This window comes from Sodalis sp. RH22 (assembly GCF_047324165.1).
Classification (GTDB): domain Bacteria; phylum Pseudomonadota; class Gammaproteobacteria; order Enterobacterales; family Enterobacteriaceae; genus Acerihabitans.
Genome location: NZ_CP178731.1, coordinates 5,127,605 through 5,148,363 on the forward strand (window position 1 = coordinate 5,127,605; position 20,759 = coordinate 5,148,363).

Genomic DNA, 20,759 nt, shown 5'->3' on the forward strand with positions numbered 1-20,759 from the left:
CGTTTAACGGTGACCCGAGGACGGCCGCCAGGCCGCGGCGCGCGTCAGGCGCGCCAGCAGATAAAACGCCAGCAGGATAAGCCCGCTGCCCATAATGGCCGACAGCACATACCCGACGCGGGCGTTTTGCATAAATGCCGGGGCATAGTCCGGCATCGGCGCTGACCAGAGCGCCTCCAGGCGCTGCATGCCGGCCGGCGCGCCCTGCGGCGGGGCGATATTGCCCGAGGCGCGGGTAATTTCAGCCCTGGCGCCGGCATCCTGGAAGTCGGCGGCGCCCCATTCCCCCCAGGCGGTGCCGGCGGCCAGCAGGCCGAGCGGGCTGATGATCATCACCACCGCCATGCCCAGCCACAGCGCGCGCACCGGCCGCCAGCCGGAAAGGCGCGCGGGCACGCACGCGCCGCCGGCGGTGGCGCGCAGCAGGTCGGGGTTGGCTTTTTGCAGATAAGCGACAATACCGCCGGTCACCACGGCTTCCGCCAGACCGGCAAAGGTCAGGTGACCCAGCAGCATGGCCGGCACCGCCACCGACAGCGGATAGGGCGCATACAGCGGCGCTCCGGCGGCGTCGGTAAACAGCAGGGGCTGGATGCCGAACTCCACCGCCGCCAGCAGCGCGGCGATATTAATGGCGCAGTAGCCGGCCACCGTGGCCGCCACCACCCGCCGCCGGGCGGTAATGGCCGACCCGGCGGCAATCAGGCGGTAAAGGCCGTAGGCCGCCAGCGGACCGACGATGGCCATATTCAGGCAATTGGCGCCGAGCGCGGTAATGCCGCCGTCGCCGAAAAATACCGCCTGGATAAACAACGCCATCGAGACGGCCAGTACCGCCGCCCACGGACCCAGCACGATGGCCGCCACCGCCATGCCCACCGCGTGCCCGGTGGTGCCGCCCGGCAGCGGCAGGTTAAACATCATGATGACAAAACAAAACGCCGATACCACCGCCAGCAATGGCACCAGGCGGGTATGCAGCAGGCGTTGCACGCGTTTTTGCGCCACCCACCAGAAAGGGGCGGCGATCAGGAAGGCAACGGCGCAGGTGGACGGGCTGAGATAACCATCGGGAATATGCATCGGATAACCCTGTGTTCAGGCCGCGCGCATAGCGAACAGGGCGGCCGGGGGGCAAAACTTTCGTGGAAATCAGTATGCCTCCGCCGTTCATACTTTTCCATAAAAAATCATACCGGGTTCATTGATCGAGCACAATTAACCGTCAACTTTCCCGCCGGCCGCTAAGCGCCCGCCACGGTTCCCTACCCTAAACCGGAAGGCTGTCCTAAACGTGTTTATGGGGATGCCGGTGATCTTTATCATGATCATGGCCGCTTGCATGACGGTGATCGGCGGTTGTCACGGCATCGGCCGGGATCATTGCGGCGTTTTGCGTGGCGGCGGCGTCCAGCGGGATCAGGTTAATGCTGCCGTGGCGCACCCCGGTCTGGGCGATCACCGATTGGGCAAAATCGGTTAATACCCCCAGCGGCCCGCGCAGGATGGCGGTCTCCACGCACTCGTCGTGGCTGAGATGGGCATGCATGGTGGATACGGTCAGTTCGTGATGATCGTGCTGCAGTTCGGTCAGGCGGGTGGCCAGTTGCCGCTCATGGTGATCGTAAACGTAACTGAGCACCGCGATAAAGGCCGCCCCGGGGTTGGCGGTGGCCGCCTGCTGGCCCAGGTCGCGCCGCAGCATATCGCGGAACGCCTCCGAGCGGCTGCTGTAGCCGCGCAGCCGCATCAGTTCGTCCAGCTCGGCCGCCAGCCGGTCGTCGAGGGAAATGGTTAATCGCTGCATAGGGCATTCCGGGTATCGGGGAAAACCACAGTGTGGAACATTTTTACCGCCAGGCAAAGGATATCGGCAGGTTTAGCCTCAGATAGTCACCAGACCGCGCACCCCGTCGGTTTCCATATCCGCGCCCAGGCCACGCTGCACGATCTGCCCACGCGACATCACCAGGTAGCTGTCCGCCAGGGCGGCGGCGAAATCATAAAACTGCTCCACCAGCAGGATCGCCATATCGCCGCGCGCCGCAAGGGTTTTGATCACCACGCCGATCTCCTTGATCACCGACGGCTGGATGCCTTCGGTAGGTTCGTCGAGGATCAGCAACTGCGGCTGGCAGGCCAGCGCGCGCGCAATCGCCAACTGCTGCTGCTGGCCGCCGGACAAATCGCCGCCGCGCCGGTTTTTCATCTGCGCCAGCACCGGGAACAGCTCGTAGACCGAGGCCGGTGGCGCTTTGGCGCGCGCGCCGGAAAAACGCGACAGGCCGAGCAGGATATTTTCCTCCACCGTCATGCGCGGAAATATTTCCCGTCCCTGCGGCACATAGGCAATACCGGCCTGCACCCGCTGGTGGGGGCGGCGCTGGTTGATAATCTCTCCCTGCCAGCGAATGCGGCCGGTTTTGGCCGGCAGCAGGCCCATCAGGCATTTGAGCAGGGTCGTCTTGCCGACGCCGTTGCGCCCGAGCAGGCAGGTTACCTGACCGATTTGCGCCTCGAACGACAGGCCGCGCAGGATATGGCTGCCGCCGTAAAACTGATTTAACTCTTCCACCTGTAGCATTATGTTCCCCTGCGTATGAGTAACCCTGGCCTGATAACCGGCGCCGATGCGCGATATCCTCCCGCGCATCATCACGCTCATCAGCTCACCGCCCCAGGTAGACTTCAATCACCTGCTCGTTGGCCTGCACTTCGCGCAGCGACCCCTCGGCCAGCACCTGCCCCTGGTGCAGCACGGTGACATGATCGGCGATGGTTTCCACAAAACCCATATCATGCTCCACCACCATGAGCGAATGTTTACCGGCAAGCGAGCGGAACAGCTCGGCGGTATAGGCGGTTTCAGCATCGGTCATGCCGGCGGCCGGCTCGTCAAGCAGCAGCAGGTGCGGGTCTTGCACCAAGAGCATGCCGATTTCAAGAAACTGTTTTTGGCCGTGGGACAGCAGGCCCGCCGGGCGCCGGCGCAGCGGTGCGAGACGCAGCGTGGCGAGCATGGCGTCGATGCGATCGCGCTGTTCATCGCTCAGCTTATGGCGCAGGCAGGCCCAAACCGATTTATCGGTTTTCAGCGCCAGCTCCAGGTTTTCAAATACCGTCAGCGCCTCGAATACCGTCGGCTTCTGGAATTTACGGCCGATGCCGGCCTGGGCGATTTGCACCGGGCTAAGCCGCGCCAGGTCGATATGCTGATCGTAAATGGCGCTGCCGCTCTGCGGACGGGTTTTACCGGTAATCACATCCATCAGGGTGGTTTTTCCCGCGCCGTTGGGGCCGATAATGCAGCGCAATTCGCCCACGCCTATCTGCAGCGACAGGTCGGTAAGGGCGTGGAAACCGTCGAAGCTGACGTTGATATTGTCCAGCGTCAACACCGGATCGCGCCGCAGGCGATGGATATCGGCGGGATAGGCCTGCGTCAGCAGGTCGTCCGGCGCGTTCATTCGGGCCGCCTTTTGCGCAGCAGGCCGATAACGCCCTGCGGCAACAGCAGCGTCACCAGGATAAACATCAGCCCCAGGAACAATTGCCAGTACTCCGGCATGGCCATGGTAAACCAGCTCTTGGCGCCGTTGACGATGCCGGCGCCGAGCAGCGGCCCCACCAGCGTGCCGCGGCCGCCCAGCGCCACCCATATGGCCGCCTCGATGGAGTTGGTTGGCGACATTTCACCCGGGTTGATGATACCCACCTGCGGCACGTACAGGGCGCCCGCCAGGCCGCACAGCACCGCCGACAGCGTCCAGACGAACAGCTTGAACCCCTTCGGGTCGTAGCCGCAGAATATCAGCCGGTTTTCCGCATCGCGCACCGCCGTCAGCACCCGGCCGAATTTACTGCGCGCCAGGGCGAATCCCAGCAGCAGGCTCGCCGCCAGTAGCAGCACGGTGACCAGGAACAGTCCCACCCGGGTGGTGGTGGCGGTTACCTGGAATCCCAATAAGGTGGTAAAACCGGTAAAACCGTTATTGCCGCCGAAGCCGGTTTCGTTGCGAAAAAACAGCAGCATCGCGGCATAGGTCAGCGCCTGGGTCATAATGGAAAAATAGACCCCTTTGATTTTGGAGCGAAAGGAAAAGTAGCCGAACACCAACGCCAGCAGGCCGGGGGCCAGCATAATCAGGCACAACGCCCAGGCAAAGTGCTGGGTGCCGGCCCAGAACCAGGGCAGCTCGCTCCACGATAAAAAGGACATAAACGCCGGCAGGCCGTCTCCCGCGGCCTGGCGCATCAGGTACATGCCCATGGCGTAACCGCCGAGGGCAAAAAACAGCCCATGCCCGAGGGACAGCAGCCCGGCATAACCCCAGACCAGATCCAGCGCGATGGCCACCACGGCGTAGCACAGGATTTTGCCCACCAGGGTCAGGGTATAGGTGGAGATATTCAGCGGATGCGCCGCGGGCAGCAGGGCCAGCAGCGGCAGGATAACCAGCGCGATAAAAACCAGCGCGCCCAGGATCATGGCGGTGCGGGGCGCCTTTTGCAGGCCGGTGAGGGTTAAGGGTTGGCTCATCAGTCAATGACCCTGCCTTTGACGGCGAAGAGTCCCTGGGGACGTTTTTGGATAAACAGCACGATAAGCGCCAGGATCAGGATCTTGCCCAGCACGGCGCCGATTTCGGGTTCGAGGATTTTGTTGACGATGCCCAGCCCGAACGCCGCCGCCACGGTGCCCGCCAACTGGCCGACCCCGCCCAGCACCACCACCAGGAACGAATCGATAATATATCCCTGGCCCAGCTCGGGGCCGACGTTGCCAAGCTGGGACAACGCCACGCCGCCCAGGCCGGCAATGCCGGAACCCAGGCCGAAGGCCAGCATATCCACCCGGCCGGTCGGCACGCCGCAGCAGGCGGCCATGGCCCGGTTCTGGGTTACCGCGCGGATATGCATGCCCAGCCGGGTTGTGTTCAGCAGCAGCCAGCACAGCGCCAGCACGCACAGCACGAACAAGATGACCGCCAGGCGGTTGTAGGGCAGCACCAGGTTAGGCAGCAGTTGGATGCCGCCGGAGAGCCAGCCGGGGTTGGCGACGCTGACGTTTTGCGCGCCGAACAGCATGCGCACCCCCTGGATCAGCACCAGGCTGATGCCCCAGGTCGCCAGCAGCGTTTCCAGGGGGCGGCCGTATAAATGACGGATTACGGTGCGTTCAAGCAGCATGCCGATAACGCCGGTAACGGCGAAGGCCGCCGGCAGGGCCGCCAGCGGGTAGAGCGGCAGCAGTCCCGGCGCGTAGTGCTCCATAAGCTGCTGCACCAGATAAGTGGCGTAGGCGCCCAGCATCAGCATCTCGCCGTGCGCCATGTTAATCACCCCCAGCAGGCCGTAGGTAATGGCCAGGCCCAGCGCCGCCAGCAGCAGTATCGAGCCCAGGGACAAGCCGGTAAACGCCTGACCGAGCAGGTCGCCTATCATCAGCCGGCGCTGAACCTGCTTGAGGCTTTTCAGCGCCGCCGCGCGCACTTGGGCCTCGGGTTCGGCGCTCTCCTGCGTCAGCGCCTGCAGACGTACCTGGACATCGGGATCGCCCGATTCGCCGAGCAGCGTGACCGCCTGCAGCCGCACCTCGGGCCGGGGATCGGCCAATTGCAAATTGGCCAGGGCAATCTGCAGCGCGTCATGCACCCGCGGGTCTTTTTCCAGCGGTAAACGGGCCTGCAGCAGCGGCAACTGGTCGGCCTGCGCTTCGCGCTGGAGCGCAATGGCGGCCTGTAGCCGTATGCTGGCATCGTCGCTGACCAACTGGTGAACGGACAAGGCGGTGGCGATAAGATTGCGCAGGCGGTTATTCAGCCAGACTTTCTTGACGCCGCCGGTGGGCGCCGCGTCGCCTTCCATCGGCGTCAGCGCGGCGCCCTGCTGGATAAAGGGTTTGCCGGCGGCGTCGATCACCATGGTCTCCCGGCGCAATGCCTGCAGCAGCGGCAGCCGGGATGCATCCGGCGCGCTTGACCACGCCTGGAGTAATTTCGCCTGATCGGCGCGGCTGGCCGCCGCAAAATCGGCGGCGGGGCCGGCCAGAGCCCAGGCCGGCAGGCATAGGCATAAGGCCGCGCCGAGGCCGAACCTTCGCAATAATAATGATAGATAGCGCATATTTTTCGTCCCGTGCTGCGTCAAAAACAGAGGGCGCCTCTGCCGCCTCAGGCGTTTGAAGCGGGTAGGGCGGGCGCGAAGAGTAGAGCGCGGCCCGGCCCCGGTTTCCGTGTTTACACCTGGCCCGCCCTATCCGTAAGCCCTTTTACTGGGTGCTTTTGACCGGATGATCGGGTTTTTTATCGTTGCCGGCGATAAAGGGACTCCAGGGCTGCGCGCGCACCGGCCCTTCGGTTTGCCATACCACGTTAAACTGGCCGTCGGACTCGATCTCGCCAATCATCACCGGTTTATGCAGATGGTGATTGGTCTGATCCATGGTCAGGGTAAAGCCGGACGGTGCGGCGAAGGTTTGCCCGGCCATCGCCGCGCGCACCTTATCCACATCGGTGGACTTGGCCTTCTCCACCGCCTGCGCCCACATATGGATGCCGACATAGGTGGCTTCCATCGGGTCGTTGGTGACCACGGTATCGGCGTTGGGCAGATGGTGGGACTTGGCGTAGGCTTTCCATTGCGCGACGAATTTCTTATTGGTGGGATTATCCACCGACTGGAAATAGTTCCAGGCCGCCAGGTTGCCGACCAGCGGTTTGGTGTCGATGCCGCGCAGTTCCTCCTCGCCCACCGAAAAGGCTATTACCGGCACATCGGTCGCCTTGATGCCCTGGTTGGCCAGCTCTTTATAAAAAGGAACGTTGGAATCGCCGTTGATGGTGGAAATCACCGCGGTTTTACCGCCGGCGGAGAATTTCTTGATATTGGCCACGATGGTCTGGTAATCGCTATATCCGAACGGGGTATAGACTTCCTCGATATCTTTATCCGCCACGCCCTTAGAATGCAGGAAGGCCCGCAGAATTTTATTGGTCGTACGCGGATAAACATAATCGGTGCCGAGCAGGAAGAAGCGCTTGGCGTCGCCGCCGTCATCGCTCATCAGGTATTCCACCGCCGGGATAGCCTGTTGGTTGGGGGCCGCGCCGGTATAAAACACGTTGGGCGACATTTCCTCGCCTTCATATTGCACCGGGTAAAACAGCAGGCCGTTCAGCTCCTCAAATACCGGCAACACCGATTTGCGCGAGACCGAGGTCCAGCAGCCGAACACCACCGCCACCTTGTCCTGGGTCAGCAACTGCCGGGCCTTTTCCGCGAACAAGGGCCAGTTCGACGCCGGATCAACCACGACCGGCTCCAGCTTTTTACCCAGCACCCCACCCTGGGCATTGATTTCGTCAATGGTCATCAGCGCCACGTCTTTTAACGGCGTTTCCGAGATAGCCATGGTGCCGGATAAGGAATGCATCACGCCGACTTTAATCGTGTCGGCAGCCAGCGCCCCCCAGCTGATCCCCATGCCGATAACCGTGGCGGAGAGGGCGAAGGCTTTCAGTAATTTACGTCGTTGCATGCAATTCACTCCTGAATTTATGAGGATTAACAATGGCCGGCGGGACAGAATGGTTCCAAGCAATCCCCGTGCCAGTTGCGGCGCCGCGGGCCGGCGGCGTTTGCCCGGCTTTTCCCGCGCCGGCGGCGGCGCCTTGCACCAAATACGGGCGCGCGTGCGGCATGGCGGGGCGCCTGGCGCCTTTTCAGGCGGATCACGCACGTTCAGGATTATTTCAGGACGGCAGGGATCGCCAAAACCGTGCAGAGTCCTTTCTTAGCGACCTTGCGCGCGCATGCCGCGGAGCGAAGGCAAGACGTGCGCGGGGTTTGCGCGCTTCGCTCAATTTATAGCCATGTCACTGGCGCGTTTCATAAGGGAAGCTAAACTGAAAAGGCTATTCGATAACCGATAATTTTCTTATTTCCGCAATGCCGTTATTGATTGAGAGGTGAAAAATGGCCGATTTACATGACAATTATCTGGACTGGCTGCGTGATGCCCATGCCATGGAAGAACAGGCCGAAAGCATGCTGAAACGCATGGCGGGGCGTCTTGAGCACTACCCGGCGCTGGAGGCCCGCATTAAACAGCATATTGATGAAACCATCGAGCAGCAGCGTCTGGTGGAAAGCGTTATTAAACGTTATGATTCATCCAGTTCGACATTTAAGGATATGGCGGGCAAAGTGGCGGCCATGGGCCAGGCGATGGGCGGCATGTTTGCCAGCGATGAAGTGATCAAAGGCGGCATTAGCGGCTATACCTTCGAAAATTTTGAAATTGCCTCCTATACCGCGCTTATCGCCGCGGCGCAGGCGGTGGGCGATACCGAAGGGCAACGTATCTTCACGCAGATCCTGGAACAGGAGAAAGCGATGGCCGCCTGGCTGCTGGAACATCTGCCGGAAACCACCCGGCAATTCCTGGCGCGTTCGCAGGCGCCGCATACGGAAGCTAAAAAATAATGGCTTATCCGGCACGATAACGGCCTTAGGCGCGGGCAATTATTGCCGGCGTAACCCATACTGCGCTTACGGCGCGGCGCATCGGGTCCCGGAGAATTTTTTTCGCTACTCATCGGGACAACCAAGCCTGAATATTCCAGGCATCGCGCCGTTAAATACTCTCTTTATGTTGGTTAAAATGCAAAAAACCCGGCAATGAATACCGGGTTTTTTGCGCTGATGATATTTACTCAACGTTAAACGAGCATATTAATGCTATGACCATACAGGGTGAAATGTATTATAAAAATACTTACCTTGTTAACATGCTGATATGGGTTATTTTTTACCGGCATCCGTATTTACTTTAACACTGGCCAGCTTGGATAATTTGATGTCGGTATCTTTTTCTTCCTGCAGCGTTTCGGCCAGCAGGGTTTTAGCCTCGGTATACCCCAGCAGCCCCGCCAGGGTAGCTAACGTGCCGTAGGTGGCGATTTCATAATGTTCAACTTTTTGCGCCGCGGCAATAAGACCGGCATCACGTACCGGGCCTTTTTCAACCTCGTCTATAATTTCCTGGCCTTCTTCCACTAATCCTTCCATTGCCATGCATTTCATACGCTTAATCTTGATATTCGGTGTGACTTCCACCAGTTTATCAATACGCTCGATTTGCCCATGCGTTTGTTCCAGATGAAGCTTAAAGCCATCAATCAGCTGAGGATCGGTAGCGGCCCGGGCCATTTTCGGCAAAGCGCGGGTGATTTGCTTTTCAGCGCTGTATACATCTGAAAGGGCATGGATAAAGAGGTCTTCAAGAGTCTTGATATTCATCGGGCTCACCATCACGTTGTTAGGATTATAGGTATAATCAGCGATGTTAACTTAGTCGGCTGATAATAATAAGCCTAGTATACCGTTGCGAATTAGACAAACCATGAGCGGCGGCCATGGCGATATTTTATATAAAAGTTTATTGTTGCGATTAATATCAAAAGGTTGGCGGGAACAGCCGCATATTATAGGGCTTGTGCGGCGGTAAAAATGGGCGGCATTTATCAGATTAAATTCCCTGGATAAAATACAGAAATGTTCTACCCGATATGCCGGGGTATTAATGCGGCGCGGGTGTTATAAACGACAACAATAAAGGCATAGCGCAGGCATCTTTGCCGCGCGGGGACCGGAAACAACTGGTCGGTCCCCGCGCAACCGCGGGGCCGCCCGCTAAAATAATTCGCCCAATGCCGCGGGGGTGAAATCCGCCATATTCCCCGTATCGCCGGCGCGCACCTTGGCCGCCCAGTGCGGGTCGCTTATCAACGCACGCCCGACCGCTATCAGGTCAAACTCATTGCGCTCCAGCCGCCCGATGAGATTATCCAATCCGACCGGGCTGGCGTTTTCCCCGCTAAAGCTGCCGATAAAATCCCCGGACAAACCCACGGAACCCACGCTGATGGTGGCGGCGCCGGTCAATTTTTTCGCCCAGCCGGCGAAGTTAAGCCCGTTTTCCCCATCCTGCTCCGGGAATTCAGGTTGCCAGAAACGCCGTTGCGAGCAGTGCAGCACGTCGGCGCCCGCTTCCACCAGCGGTACCAGCCAATCGGCCATCGCGTCCGGGGTGGTCGCCAGCCTGGCGGCATAATCCTGCTGTTTCCACTGGCTGACGCGCAGGATAATCGGATATTCAGGCCCGACCGCCGCGCGCATTTCCTTTAATACCTCGGCGGCAAAACGGGCGCGCTCTTTAATGGTGGCACCGCCGAAACGATCCGTACGCCGGTTGGTGCCGGACCAGAAGAACTGATCGATGAGATAGCCATGGGCGCCGTGGATCTCAAAAGTATCGAAACCCAGCCGCTTGGCATCGGCAGCCGCCCGGGCATAGGCGGCAAGGGTATCGGCAATGGCCTCGTCGCTCATGATCTCGCCGCGGGGCATATCCGGCGCCGCCAGGCCTGAAGGACTCTCCACCGGCACATCGGGCACCCATTCGGTCTGGAAACTGGCCACCGCGCCCACATGCCACAGCTGCGGTCCCATTTTACCGCCGGCGGCGTGGACTTCATCGATTACCCGTTGCCAGCCGGCCAGCGCGTCCTGGCCATGGAAAAACGGCACGTTCGGATCGTTCCTGGCCGCCGGCCGGTCGATTGCCGTACCTTCCGACAGGATCAGCCCCACATCGGCTTCGGCGCGGCGGCGGTAGTAGGCGGCTACGTTATCCCCCGGCACTCCGTCAGGTGAAAACGAGCGGGTCATGGGGGCCATGACGATACGGTTTTTCAATACCAGCGATTTTATTCGCAAAGGCTGGAACAGGATATCGACTTGCGGTGCGCGCATACAGATCATCTCCGGTTAACGTGAAGCTTTTGATGGTATATTATGTATACTGCGAGTCAATCAGGCACTTTGACGCTACCAGGTAGCCAAAAGGAAACCACCATGTCGGAAGTTGAAGACACCGCCATCCGCTATGCCGCGGACAGCGCCGTGCCGGGAGAGCACTGTCCGGTTTTTTCCGCGGCGCATTGCCCAAGCCGCATGCTGCTCGACCAGATTGCGGATAAGTGGTCGGTGCTGATCCTGGCCGCCCTGTGCGCCGGGCCGTTGCGTTTCAACGTTATCAAACGCCGTCTTGATGGTATTACGCAAAAGGCGCTGACCCAGAGTTTGCGGCGTCTGGAGCGCAACGGCATCGTGGCGCGGCGCGTTATTACCGCCTCGCCCATCGCGGTGGAGTATCAAATCACGCCCCTGGGTCATACGCTAAAACAGCCTTTCCAGGCGCTGCACCAATGGACGGTGGAGTACCTGCCCGAAGTGGAGCGCGCGCGGGCCACGTTCGACCACAATAGCTAATACGCGCCGCCGCAGGGCGGATTGATAACATCTTCATGCGCGCGTCTGTTCAGGACGGCGGCGTGAGAGACAGCGGTATCTTGCTGGGCATTCCGCTGATTTCGCGCGTCAGCCGGGGCACCAGATAGCCGGAAACCTTGGTGGATAGCGTACTGACAATGCGCCTGGCTTCGTCGTCGCCCACCATAAAATGCGCCGCGCCCGCGACCTTATCCAGCGCAAAAAGATAGTAGGGCAGGATACCGGCGTTAAACAGCCGGTTGCTTAACGCCGCCAGGATATCGGCGCTGTCATTGACGCCGCGCAGCAGGACGCTCTGGTTAAGCAGTGTCACCCCGGCGTTGCGCAGCCTGCCCATGGCGCCGTCAACGTCGGCGTCGATCTCATTGGCATGGTTGATATGCGTCACCATAATCGCCTGCAGCCGCGAAGCGGCCAGCATCCGGCATAATTGCTCCGTAATGCGCGCCGGTATCACCACCGCCAGCCTGCTGTGGATGCGCAGGCGCCGGATATGGGGAATGGCCTGGAGTTCGTCAGCCAGCCAGGCCAGTTCATGATCCCTGGCCATCAGCGGATCGCCGCCGGAAAAGATAATTTCATCGATCTGCGGATGCGCCCGGATATAGGCTAAGGCGTTACGCCAGTTAGCCTTGTTACCGCTGTTTTCCGGGTAGGGGAAATGGCGGCGAAAGCAATACCGGCAGTTGATGGCGCAGCCGCCTTTCACCAGCAACAGCGCCCGGTTGCGGTATTTATGCAACAGCCCAGGCATCACGCAGTCATGCTCGCCGAGCGGGTCGGCGACATAGCCCGGCGTGACGATAAATTCGTCCGCCGCGGTGATAACCTGCCGCAGCAAGGGGTCGTGTTCATTACCCTTTTCCATGCGGTTGACAAAACCGCGTGGCACCCGCAGCGGGAAAAGACGGCGCGCCGGCCGGCCTTGCCGCAGACGGGGATTATCGCTTAGCCCCAGTAATGATAATAATTCATCAGGATCCGAAATAACCTCGGATAATTGTTTTTGCCAGTCGTCCGCGGAAGATATGGCCTTAAAAGGTCTATTCACTGTTTTTTCTTTATATGTAAGCTAACGATTTATTAGTTATTGTAATTAATGAATTGGGTTAATTAACGGATGGCCGCGAAAAAAATCCCCGCATGGGTTATATCACCGCGCCATAACGGTTCAAGATGGCCCGGCCACTACGGCGGTGACCGCGTTTTTCAGCGTGGGGATAAGTCATGGCCGGCCATCTTAATTTTCTTTTAGATTAACGTGTTTTTTTAACGATGGAAAGTCGTCTTTATTAGCGGATGAGATGAACCCACGCCAAACTATAGGAATTTGGTTCAAAATATGCAGCAATATAAATTCCTATTTATTTACGACTGGGCTTTATGGGCGCCGGCGACATCGCCGCGCGTATACGGCTTATCGGCGACGCGGGCGTGGCCAGGCCTGCCTGATGATATGCCGGTAAAACGCCGGGTAGGAATCGCTGTAATAACGCAGGTCCCCCTTAATTTGCCGGTGCACCCGCGCCAGTTGTTCCATGGGTAATGAGGGGAAGCGGTGGTGTTCAACGTGATAATTATTGCCGTTGGTATACCAGCTGATCAGCGGATGGGCCTGGATGGTGCGGGTATTGTCGCAAACCCGCACGCTGGACTTATCGCAGCCGTAATGTTCGGGTAATTCTATTAAGCTATGGATGGGGGCGGCGAAAAACAGCAGAGGAAGCAGCCAGCACTGGATAAAAATATCACTGCCGGCCGCCAGCGATGCGCCGGCGGCGGTAAAAAAAATCCCGCCCATCAGAAGATATTCGTTGCGCAGGATGTGGGGGTTACTGGTCGCGATTTTTACCGGAAAGGGACGTCTTTTTACGGCGTGGATAAACTTCATTAATTGTGAATAAAAATGATTTAACATAAAAAAAATGCTAATCCTATCCCACAGCCGCGGTGGGGAGCGTAGATCGTGTTTAAAAAATTCCTCGTCATCCGCCCGGCCGAGCGCCCGGTGATGAAACAGATGACTGTCGCGATAGGCTGAATATGAGACCAGCATCGGCAATCCCAGCAGAAATCCGGCGCCATGATTGGCTTTTCTGGAGCGGAAACCGGTATGGTGCAGCGCCTGATGCTGCAATTCCACGCCATGGGCAAATCCCATCCCCAGCAGCAATTGCAGGAGCAGCCGGATGGGCCAGCGGTCCACGGACACAATGCCGTAAACGCATAAGCCTAACCAGCAGGCCCATAATGAGAACTTCGCTGAATAAATAACAAACCATTTAATAGGCTTGCTTTTATACTCTCTTAATATTGCATGCGATATTGCGTTTTTATCCATAAAACATTTCCCCCGGCGATCACGGATGTTATTAAATGACAAAATAACATCAGAAATAATTTAAAATATTAAACAGGCAGCGATATGAGGACGAGAATACGGTTGCCAGAAGTTATATAACAATATATATTCGCCGGCTGTCAATACGCTATGATGAAAATGATTTAGCATGACTGATTGATAAAAAGTTAATTTTATTTAAATATAATAAAATTATAAAAATAATATTTATACGTGGCTATGCCGCCGTGAGTCACGGCGGGGTGAGATAAACGCGGCGGGAGAGGGATATTAGCCGGCGGCCACGGATTTATGACTCTTTTTTCGGAATAATGGTGATTTTGCCGTTTTGCTCCAAAATGGCATAACGAATCTGGTCCAGGTCCAGGATGCCGTCCGATTTGCGCGCGCTGGTCAGCAGATCGTCATGGGAAATCTTGGTCCGCTTGAGGCGCAGCTCCAGCACCTTGCCGTCATCCACCAGCAGCAGCGGCGGCCCGTCGGCGGCCAGCCAGACAATATGGTATTTATCCTTCAGCCAGGAAAGCACCAAATCAAGGCTTATCAGGGTAACGATGGAAATCGTGGCGCCGATCACCGAAAAATCCTCGCCCAGGATCGCCTGTTGGCAGGCTTCGCTGATAATCAGCAGCAAAATAAAATCGAAACTGTTCATTTCAAGCAACGTGCGTCTGCCCGATATGCGAAAGACCACGATCAGGATCAGGTAAATAAAGGCCGCTCTTAATACCATATCCATGATGTTCTCCCTAAGGATAAACTAATTGGTTAAACGTTATTTTTTCATTATCGGAAAGTGCGATGGTATTGGTGAAGTAGCCCATTTTATTTGGTTTTAGGGTGACGTAAATACTGTGCCAGCCGTCTTTTTTGGCGATCGGCTGGGTTAATGTCAGGGCGTTATCGTTGATAATCGAAACATCGGGGGTGGGTTGGATAAACTCGATATCGTAATTATCGAGGATATCGCCGCGCAGGACGGCGGTAAGCTGGTTTTCTTTATTGATTTTTATGCGGATTATAAAATGAGTCTCCGTGCTGTTACGGGCGAAGCGGTCATATTCAAGGATCATATTGCCCCCGGCTGATTGCGCGGATGCATTGCTGAGTACGCCTTGGGAAAACAGTCCCAGGCAGGCCGCGGCAATAAAAATAAACAGCAGCACAAAGCCGAGATTCTGCATTCTCCAGGCGAAAAGCTGGAAGCGCATATTTTCCTTGACCGGATAATGCCTGCTGCGATAGTCGTCGGGTAAGTGGTCGTTATCCATTTCCGTTACCTCGAAAGCCGATAGATAAAGAAGATAGCCAGGTTACCTGCTCGTTTAACCTTCTGAAAAGTATAGGCGTAAAAAAATAACGGCGGCTGAAAATAACGCATGCGGGCGAGACGCGCGCGGCGCGGCAGGGCCCGTCGGCCGGCGCCAGACGGGGGAAAACGTATGGGGATCACATTTTTCCAAGCCGGTGGCGATAAAAGAGGAATGGGATATGAATCACGCTTTGCGCCAACCCGGCATCGCGGTAGGATATGCCGGTGCAGCAGTGGTTTTTCCGGGTATGTGCGGCGGGTTACGGATTCACGTCCGCCGCGTGCCTGTCGATATCTTTTATAAGGATACCAGAATGGTCAATATCAAAGAGTTTATGCGTGTTTTTAAAGAAAAATTGACGCACCAGCATAACGTTGCCCCGCGTGATCCGGATATTGCCTCTTTGATTAGCGCCTTGGGCGAGCAGGAAAACATTGTGGATGTCGATGCCTGTATTACCCGGCTGCGGGTTAAGGTCAAGGATCTGGGCAAGGTCAATACCGGCCAGATCCAGCATCTGGGCGCGCTCGGCGTCGTGGTTATCGGCCAGGAGGTGCAGGCTATCTTCGGCCGCCAGTCCGATAACCTGCGCCGTGAGCTGGCGGAACGCTTCGGCCTGGAAAGCAGCCAGGAAAAGTAAGCCCCACTTTCACCTCTGCATGTTCCCGCGCGGCGGCGGGCGGGACGTTGCCCCACGCAGGCCTAGCGGCGCGGACGCTGTAACAGCGCCAGCGCCGTCAGCATGACCACCATGCTTAACAGCATGGCGATACTGGCCATGGCCATGCCGTCGCCTACCGAACCTTGCTCGAACTGGCGCCAGATAAATACCGATACCGTTTGCACCCCGGGCGGCGCCAGCAACAACGAGGTCACCAGTTCCCTGGACGCGACGGCAAATACCATCAGCATCGCGGCCAGCAGCGCGGGAAATACCAGCGGCAGCACGATATAGCGCAATGCCCGCGCGGCGCTGGCGCCGTGCACCCTGGCCGCCGGCTCCAGGCTGGATCCGAGCTGGCGCAGCGCGGCTCCCGTATAGCGCACCGGGTAAGGCAACAACAGGCAACTGTAGGCCAGCAGCAGGATAACCCAACTATCATAAGGCGTTACCGGCCAGAAACGCCGGTTCCAGGCCAGGATCAGGCCGACGCCCACCACCACGCCCGGCAGCGCGGCCGGCAGCAGCGACAGCGCGTCGATACAGGCCGTGGAGCGGCCTCGGGTGCTGTTGATAAGCCAGGCCACCATCAATCCCACCAGACCGGTAAACAGCGCGGTGCCGAGCGCCAGGCCCAGGCTGGTGGCCAGTGCGTCGGCCGCCTCGCCGTGCTGCGCGAAGAGATTGCCGAAATGGCGCAGCGTCAGGTTGGCCGGCGTCAGTCCGCCGGATACCGTGGCGGAAAACGCGGTGGCCAGCATGGCGGCCACCGGGGCCGCCACCGCCAGGCCGGCGATCAGGCTGAACAGCACCACCACCGGCCAGCGCCATACGCCGAGCGGCCGCGAGGCGATAGCCGCCGGTTTTCCGCCGGTGATGGCCACGTCACGGCCGCCGGACAGGGTGCGCTGGATGCCGTACGCCGCCAGCGCCAGCGCCACCAGTAATAACGAAAGCAGCGATGCCGAGGTTAAATCAATGGGCCAGTCCGCCAGGCGCCGCTCAATGCCGACGGTCAGCACCGGCGCACCGGCGCGCATGCCCAGGGCGGCGGGCACGCCGTATTCCTCGATGGCCAGGGTAAACGCCAGCAGCAGGCCGGCGAAAATGGCCGGCAGCGCCAGCGGCAGGGTGACCAGGCAAAACGCCCGCCACGGCCCCGCGCCGTGTACCCGCGCCACGTCCGCCAGACGGTGGCCGCCCGCGGCCATGGCGCGCGACACCGCAAAATAGACCACCGGGAAAATCGTCAGCGTCATGACCAGCACCATGCCGGCGCGGCTGAACAGGAGCCGATCTAATTGCAGGCCGGTCAGTTGCTCAAGGTAACCGCGCCGCTGCAACGCCAGCATCCAGGATAAGCCGGCGATATAGGGCGGCGTCAGGAACGGCACCAGGATCAGCACATCCCAGACCCGCGCCAGCGGCACGGCAAACAACCCGCGCAGCGCGCCCAGGGGAATGCCCAGCAGGGCGCAGGCCAGCGCCACGCCCAGGCCGGTTTGCAGCGTGCCGCCGAGCAGCGCGGGCACCTGCGGGTCCCGCCACAGGGCCGGGACCGCGCCAAACGCATGCGCCAGCGAGCCGGCGGCCAGCTGGGGAAAAATGGCCTGCAGCAGCACAAACAGCGCCGGCAGCGCCACCAGCACCAGTAATGCCGCCAGGGTCAGCAGCGGCAGGAAAAAAGCGCGCATCGCAAAGCCTAGCGCTGGCCGAAGAGTTTGGCGAACCGGTCGAGCACCTTGTCACGCGTGGCGGGCTGGGCGCCCTGCGCCGGCAGCAGCCGCAAATCGCTGAACAGCGGGCGTTTGGCGCTGATATCGCTGCGCGCGGGCATCAGCCAGGCTTCTGCCACCAGCTGTTGCCCCTCCGGGGAGAGCGCATAATCGATAAAAGCCCTGGCCTGATCGGGCTGCGTGCTGGTTTTCAGGATCATCATCGGACGCGGGGCGATCACCGTGCCGCTGGAGGGGAAAATCACTTTCACCGACTCGCCTTCCTGCACGCTGTTATAGGCGACATAGTCCACCGCGCCGAACACCGCCGCCCTGGCGCCCTGCAGTACCGGCGTCAGCGCCTGGGCATTGGGACCGGCGATAATCATTCCGTTGTCCTTTAACTGTCCGAACAATGTCCAGGCTTTCTCGCCCAGGGCATTTTGCAGGCCCATCAGCAAATCCAGCGAGGCGCCGGACAGCGCCGGATCGGGGGTGGTCACCTTATCCCTGAATGCCGGCTGCGCCAGGTCCTGCCAGTCATGCGGCTCCGGCGTACCGCTGGCGCTGTTCCAGACGATACCGAGGGCGGAGATGCCCTGCGCCACATAATAGCCGGTTTTAAACTGCGCCGGCACGCTGGCGGCGTTCGGGCTGCCGTAGGCCAGCAGCCATCCCCGTTGTTGCAGTTCTTCCGCGGTATCCCATGAAGCGGAAATCAGGACATCGGCGCGCGGGTTGGCCTGTTCGGCCTCCAGGCGGGCCATGACTTTACCGGTGGTGGCCTGAAAAACATCGACCTTGGTCCCCGATTGCCGCTCATAGCCGGCCGCCAGCTTTTTGGCCAGGGAGCCGGGACCGGCGGTATAGAGGGTCAGCGCCCGGGCGTCGGCGGCCATAAGGGTGGCGGCGGCAATCATGATGGATAAAGCTCCTGTGCTGATACGGCTTAATAAACGGTGGGTGGTCTGCTGCATGTGTTTTCCCCGGTTCAAGTGGCGTGATAATTGACGATGCGCCCCTGCGCCATATGCGCGATATGCTGGGCAAGCTGTTGCGCTTCACCGCGATCGTGGGTGACGTAAACGGCGGTAATGCTGAGCTGCCGGAGCAGACGGGCCATTTCGCCGCATAACGTTTCGCGCAATTCGCGGTCGAGATTCGATAGCGGTTCGTCGAACAGCAGGACCCGGGGCTCGGCCACGATGGCCCGGGCCAGGGCCACCCGCTGCTGCTGGCCGCCGGACAGCTCCGACGGCTTGCGTCCGGCGAAGGCGGCCAGGCCGACCCGCTCCAGCGCGGTGTCGACCCGCAGCCGGCGTTCGGCGCGGGCCACCCGGCGCATGCGCAGCGGGAAAGCGACATTTTGCGCCACGCTCATATGCGGCCACAGGGCATAGTCCTGAAACACCATGCCGATATCGCGTTGTTCGGGAAGAATACAGACGCTGTGGCTCGCCATCAGCCGCGCGCCGAAATGGATCTCGCCGCGCGCGGGCTGCAGCAGGCCGGCCAGTAATTTCAGCAGAGTGCTTTTACCGCATCCCGAGGGTCCGAGCAGGGCCAGGGTCGTGCCCGCGGGCACATGCAGATGGATATCCTCTAATACGCGCTTGCCGCCAAACTGATGGCTGAGTCCGCTGATGACGATTGGCGTGCCGTCGTTAGCGCCGAGGTTGCGCATGTCGGGCCCCCGGGCGAAACGTCAGGCAAACGGCCGGCGCGCGGCGGCTGGCGGCGGGGATGCTACGGCAATGGCGCTTGGGGGAAAATAGGGCGCGGGACAAACCTTCCGGCGCTGACCGTCGACCGGAAGTTCGCCCCTGCGCTAAGGACAGGCGGGCGTACATAGTATTATCCTCTTTGGGACTTTATCTTCGCTGGAGTATAGAGAGGGAATATGACGGTTTTATTGCCGCAACGGTAAAAACGCCATCCAGGCTTTATCGTTGCGGCCGATAAACGGCAGGGTCCGGCCGGGCTACAGTTTTACCGCCAGATCGCGAATGTGCACCGGCAGTTCAGTGCGCAGCGAGCGGTTGGCGGCAATGCCGGTCAGGATGGACATGGCGCCGTCGCGGTAGCTGGCCGCGCGTTTCAGCGGGTCCGGCGCCGGCGCGCCGAACACATCCGCCAGCATAACCTTATCGCCGCCGCCGTGGCCGCCGGCCAGGAAATCCACCGGGACGTCATAAGGCGCGGCGAACAACGGAAATACCCGTATAGAGCAGCTCTCAATAGCGCCTTCCAGCTCTTTTTCGCCGCCGCTGTTCACATAAGACGTTTCCACCAGTTTCATCTCCAGCCGGCCCCGGCTGCCGTTGAACACCACGTTCAGCCCTTCCCACGGCAGGTAGGCGTTCAGGGAATAGGTCATGATGGCCTTGTTTTTATAGCGCACCATCACGCCCATGACATCCTCGATACTGATGCCGTCGTCGAAAACGCTTTTGTCGCGATAATAACCGTCCTCATGTTCGGCGTTGAGGTAAAGCTCGCGCAGCGGTTCGCTTTGATCCATGTGCAGGGCGAAGGGATCTTCGGCCGCCGCCTCGCTGCCGAAGGCGCGGGAATAAAATTGCGCCACCCCCCGGCTTTCGGCGTTATCCTTGCCGTAAAAACGCAGATCTCCCTGGGCATACACCGTTTCCGGCTCGCTGTTCAGCCAAAAGTTGACCAGGTCGAAATGGTGGGTGGATTTATGCACCAGCAAGCCGCCGCTGTTGCGTTTATCACGGTGCCAGCGGCGGAAATAATCGGCGCCGTGCCGGGTATTCAGCAGCCACTCGAAATGCACCGAAAACACCTCGCCGATAGCGCCGCCGGCAAGCAGTTCGCGGATTTTGCTGTGATGCGGGGCATAGCGGTAGTTAAAGGTCACGCGCAGGCTCTTGCCGGTACGGTTAATGGCGTCGATAATCGCCTGGCATTTTTCCTCGTCGATGGTCATCGGTTTTTCGCTGATAACATCGCACCCCAATTCCATGGCGCGCACGATATAACGATGGTGGGTGCGGTCGATAGAGGTGACGATGACGGTATCCGGCCGGGTTTCGGTTATCATGCGATCAAACTCCAGCGCGGTATACATCGGCACGCCGTCGTGGCCAGCGGCGCCGATTAACCGGTTGGCGTATTCCATTCGCGTGCGGTTGGTATCGCAAAAGGCGACAAACGCGCCCCGGGTGCGGTATTCCCCGGCGATAGCCTGCAGATAAAGCCCAGCCCGGCCGCCGGTGCCGACCAATGCATATTTTTTCATGTTATCGTTCTCCCGTATTCCTGGTATTACAGTACATGAGGTCTTGTCTTCTGGTGATTCAACGCTGGAAGTCCGGCCTGTTGACAGG

At 59.3% G+C, this 20,759-nt stretch carries 19 protein-coding genes and 1 pseudogene; 3 read left to right on the forward strand and 17 right to left on the reverse strand.

Annotated elements, in window-relative coordinates; genetic code table 11:
* Positions 1-3: 3 nt before the first annotated feature.
* The 7 genes and pseudogenes from cbiM to urtA form a co-directional block, all read right to left on the reverse strand.
* Positions 4-1,083 carry a cobalt transporter CbiM gene (gene cbiM / locus ACL2XN_RS23300; protein WP_413721291.1) on the reverse strand — a complete coding sequence of 360 codons (1,080 nt, stop codon included), beginning with the start codon at positions 1,081-1,083 and terminating at the stop codon, positions 4-6.
* Positions 1,084-1,408: 325 nt separating this feature from the next.
* Positions 1,409-1,807 (reverse strand): annotated as a pseudogene (gene nikR / locus ACL2XN_RS23305) (nickel-responsive transcriptional regulator NikR); the annotation flags it as partial.
* 78 nt (positions 1,808-1,885) lie between these two features.
* Complete coding sequence (urtE, locus tag ACL2XN_RS23310; RefSeq protein ID WP_413731018.1) at positions 1,886-2,584, reverse strand: urea ABC transporter ATP-binding subunit UrtE; 699 nt, start codon at positions 2,582-2,584, stop codon at positions 1,886-1,888.
* A gap of 85 nt (positions 2,585-2,669) precedes the next feature.
* On the reverse strand, positions 2,670-3,467 hold the full coding sequence (gene urtD, locus ACL2XN_RS23315; RefSeq protein ID WP_413729560.1) for an urea ABC transporter ATP-binding protein UrtD: 798 nt from the start codon (positions 3,465-3,467) through the stop codon (positions 2,670-2,672).
* A complete protein-coding gene (gene urtC, locus ACL2XN_RS23320) occupies positions 3,464-4,540 on the reverse strand; it encodes an urea ABC transporter permease subunit UrtC (RefSeq protein ID WP_410013801.1) in 1,077 nt (358 codons plus the stop codon). The genes urtD and urtC overlap by 4 nt, the downstream gene beginning before the upstream one ends.
* Positions 4,540-6,126, reverse strand: coding sequence for an urea ABC transporter permease subunit UrtB (gene urtB, locus ACL2XN_RS23325; protein WP_413729562.1), 1,587 nt, complete (start codon positions 6,124-6,126; stop codon positions 4,540-4,542). Before urtB ends, urtC begins: the two co-directional genes overlap by 1 nt.
* A 145-nt stretch (positions 6,127-6,271) precedes the next feature.
* The gene (gene urtA / locus ACL2XN_RS23330) at positions 6,272-7,540 is read right to left on the reverse strand and encodes an urea ABC transporter substrate-binding protein (protein ID WP_413729564.1); all 1,269 of its coding nucleotides are present in this window, start codon (positions 7,538-7,540) and stop codon (positions 6,272-6,274) included.
* Between the two features lie 437 nt (positions 7,541-7,977).
* Here urtA and ACL2XN_RS23335 point away from each other — a divergent pair, with 437 nt between their 5' ends.
* Positions 7,978-8,487, forward strand: coding sequence for a ferritin-like domain-containing protein (locus ACL2XN_RS23335; RefSeq protein ID WP_410013804.1), 510 nt, complete (start codon positions 7,978-7,980; stop codon positions 8,485-8,487).
* 318 nt (positions 8,488-8,805) lie between these two features.
* Here the strand turns inward: ACL2XN_RS23335 and ACL2XN_RS23340 are convergent, their stop codons facing one another.
* The gene (locus tag ACL2XN_RS23340) at positions 8,806-9,303 is read right to left on the reverse strand and encodes a ferritin-like domain-containing protein (RefSeq protein ID WP_410013805.1); all 498 of its coding nucleotides are present in this window, start codon (positions 9,301-9,303) and stop codon (positions 8,806-8,808) included.
* Between the two features lie 393 nt (positions 9,304-9,696).
* Complete coding sequence (locus tag ACL2XN_RS23345) at positions 9,697-10,818, reverse strand: NADH:flavin oxidoreductase (protein ID WP_410013806.1); 1,122 nt, start codon at positions 10,816-10,818, stop codon at positions 9,697-9,699.
* Positions 10,819-10,920: 102 nt separating this feature from the next.
* On the opposite strand from ACL2XN_RS23345, the gene ACL2XN_RS23350 reads away from it, so the two are divergent.
* Positions 10,921-11,337, forward strand: a complete 417-nt coding sequence (locus ACL2XN_RS23350) for a winged helix-turn-helix transcriptional regulator (protein ID WP_413729566.1) — start codon at positions 10,921-10,923, stop codon at positions 11,335-11,337.
* Positions 11,338-11,386: 49 nt separating this feature from the next.
* Here the strand turns inward: ACL2XN_RS23350 and epmB are convergent, their stop codons facing one another.
* The 4 genes from epmB to ACL2XN_RS23370 form a co-directional block, all read right to left on the reverse strand.
* On the reverse strand, positions 11,387-12,409 hold the full coding sequence (gene epmB / locus ACL2XN_RS23355; protein ID WP_410013808.1) for an EF-P beta-lysylation protein EpmB: 1,023 nt from the start codon (positions 12,407-12,409) through the stop codon (positions 11,387-11,389).
* 366 nt (positions 12,410-12,775) lie between these two features.
* A complete protein-coding gene (locus tag ACL2XN_RS23360) occupies positions 12,776-13,564 on the reverse strand; it encodes a fatty acid desaturase family protein (RefSeq protein ID WP_410013809.1) in 789 nt (262 codons plus the stop codon).
* Positions 13,565-14,009: 445 nt separating this feature from the next.
* A complete protein-coding gene (locus ACL2XN_RS23365) occupies positions 14,010-14,459 on the reverse strand; it encodes a DUF421 domain-containing protein (RefSeq protein ID WP_410013810.1) in 450 nt (149 codons plus the stop codon).
* Between the two features lie 10 nt (positions 14,460-14,469).
* Entirely contained in the window at positions 14,470-14,991 is a 522-nt protein-coding gene (locus tag ACL2XN_RS23370; protein ID WP_410013811.1) for a hypothetical protein, read from the reverse strand.
* A gap of 355 nt (positions 14,992-15,346) precedes the next feature.
* On the opposite strand from ACL2XN_RS23370, the gene ACL2XN_RS23375 reads away from it, so the two are divergent.
* Positions 15,347-15,673: a glucose PTS transporter subunit EIIB gene (locus tag ACL2XN_RS23375; RefSeq protein WP_413721287.1), complete on the forward strand. Its 327-nt coding sequence runs from the start codon at positions 15,347-15,349 to the stop codon at positions 15,671-15,673.
* Between the two features lie 62 nt (positions 15,674-15,735).
* Here ACL2XN_RS23375 and ACL2XN_RS23380 read toward each other — a convergent pair whose 3' ends face one another.
* The 4 genes from ACL2XN_RS23380 to ACL2XN_RS23395 form a co-directional block, all read right to left on the reverse strand.
* Positions 15,736-17,388, reverse strand: a complete 1,653-nt coding sequence (locus ACL2XN_RS23380) for an ABC transporter permease (protein ID WP_413729567.1) — start codon at positions 17,386-17,388, stop codon at positions 15,736-15,738.
* 8 nt (positions 17,389-17,396) lie between these two features.
* Complete coding sequence (locus ACL2XN_RS23385; RefSeq protein WP_410016741.1) at positions 17,397-18,329, reverse strand: ABC transporter substrate-binding protein; 933 nt, start codon at positions 18,327-18,329, stop codon at positions 17,397-17,399.
* 71 nt (positions 18,330-18,400) lie between these two features.
* Positions 18,401-19,093, reverse strand: a complete 693-nt coding sequence (locus ACL2XN_RS23390) for an ABC transporter ATP-binding protein (protein WP_413729568.1) — start codon at positions 19,091-19,093, stop codon at positions 18,401-18,403.
* A 297-nt stretch (positions 19,094-19,390) separates the two neighbouring features.
* The gene (locus ACL2XN_RS23395; RefSeq protein ID WP_413729569.1) at positions 19,391-20,671 is read right to left on the reverse strand and encodes a Gfo/Idh/MocA family protein; all 1,281 of its coding nucleotides are present in this window, start codon (positions 20,669-20,671) and stop codon (positions 19,391-19,393) included.
* Positions 20,672-20,759: the final 88 nt, after the last annotated feature.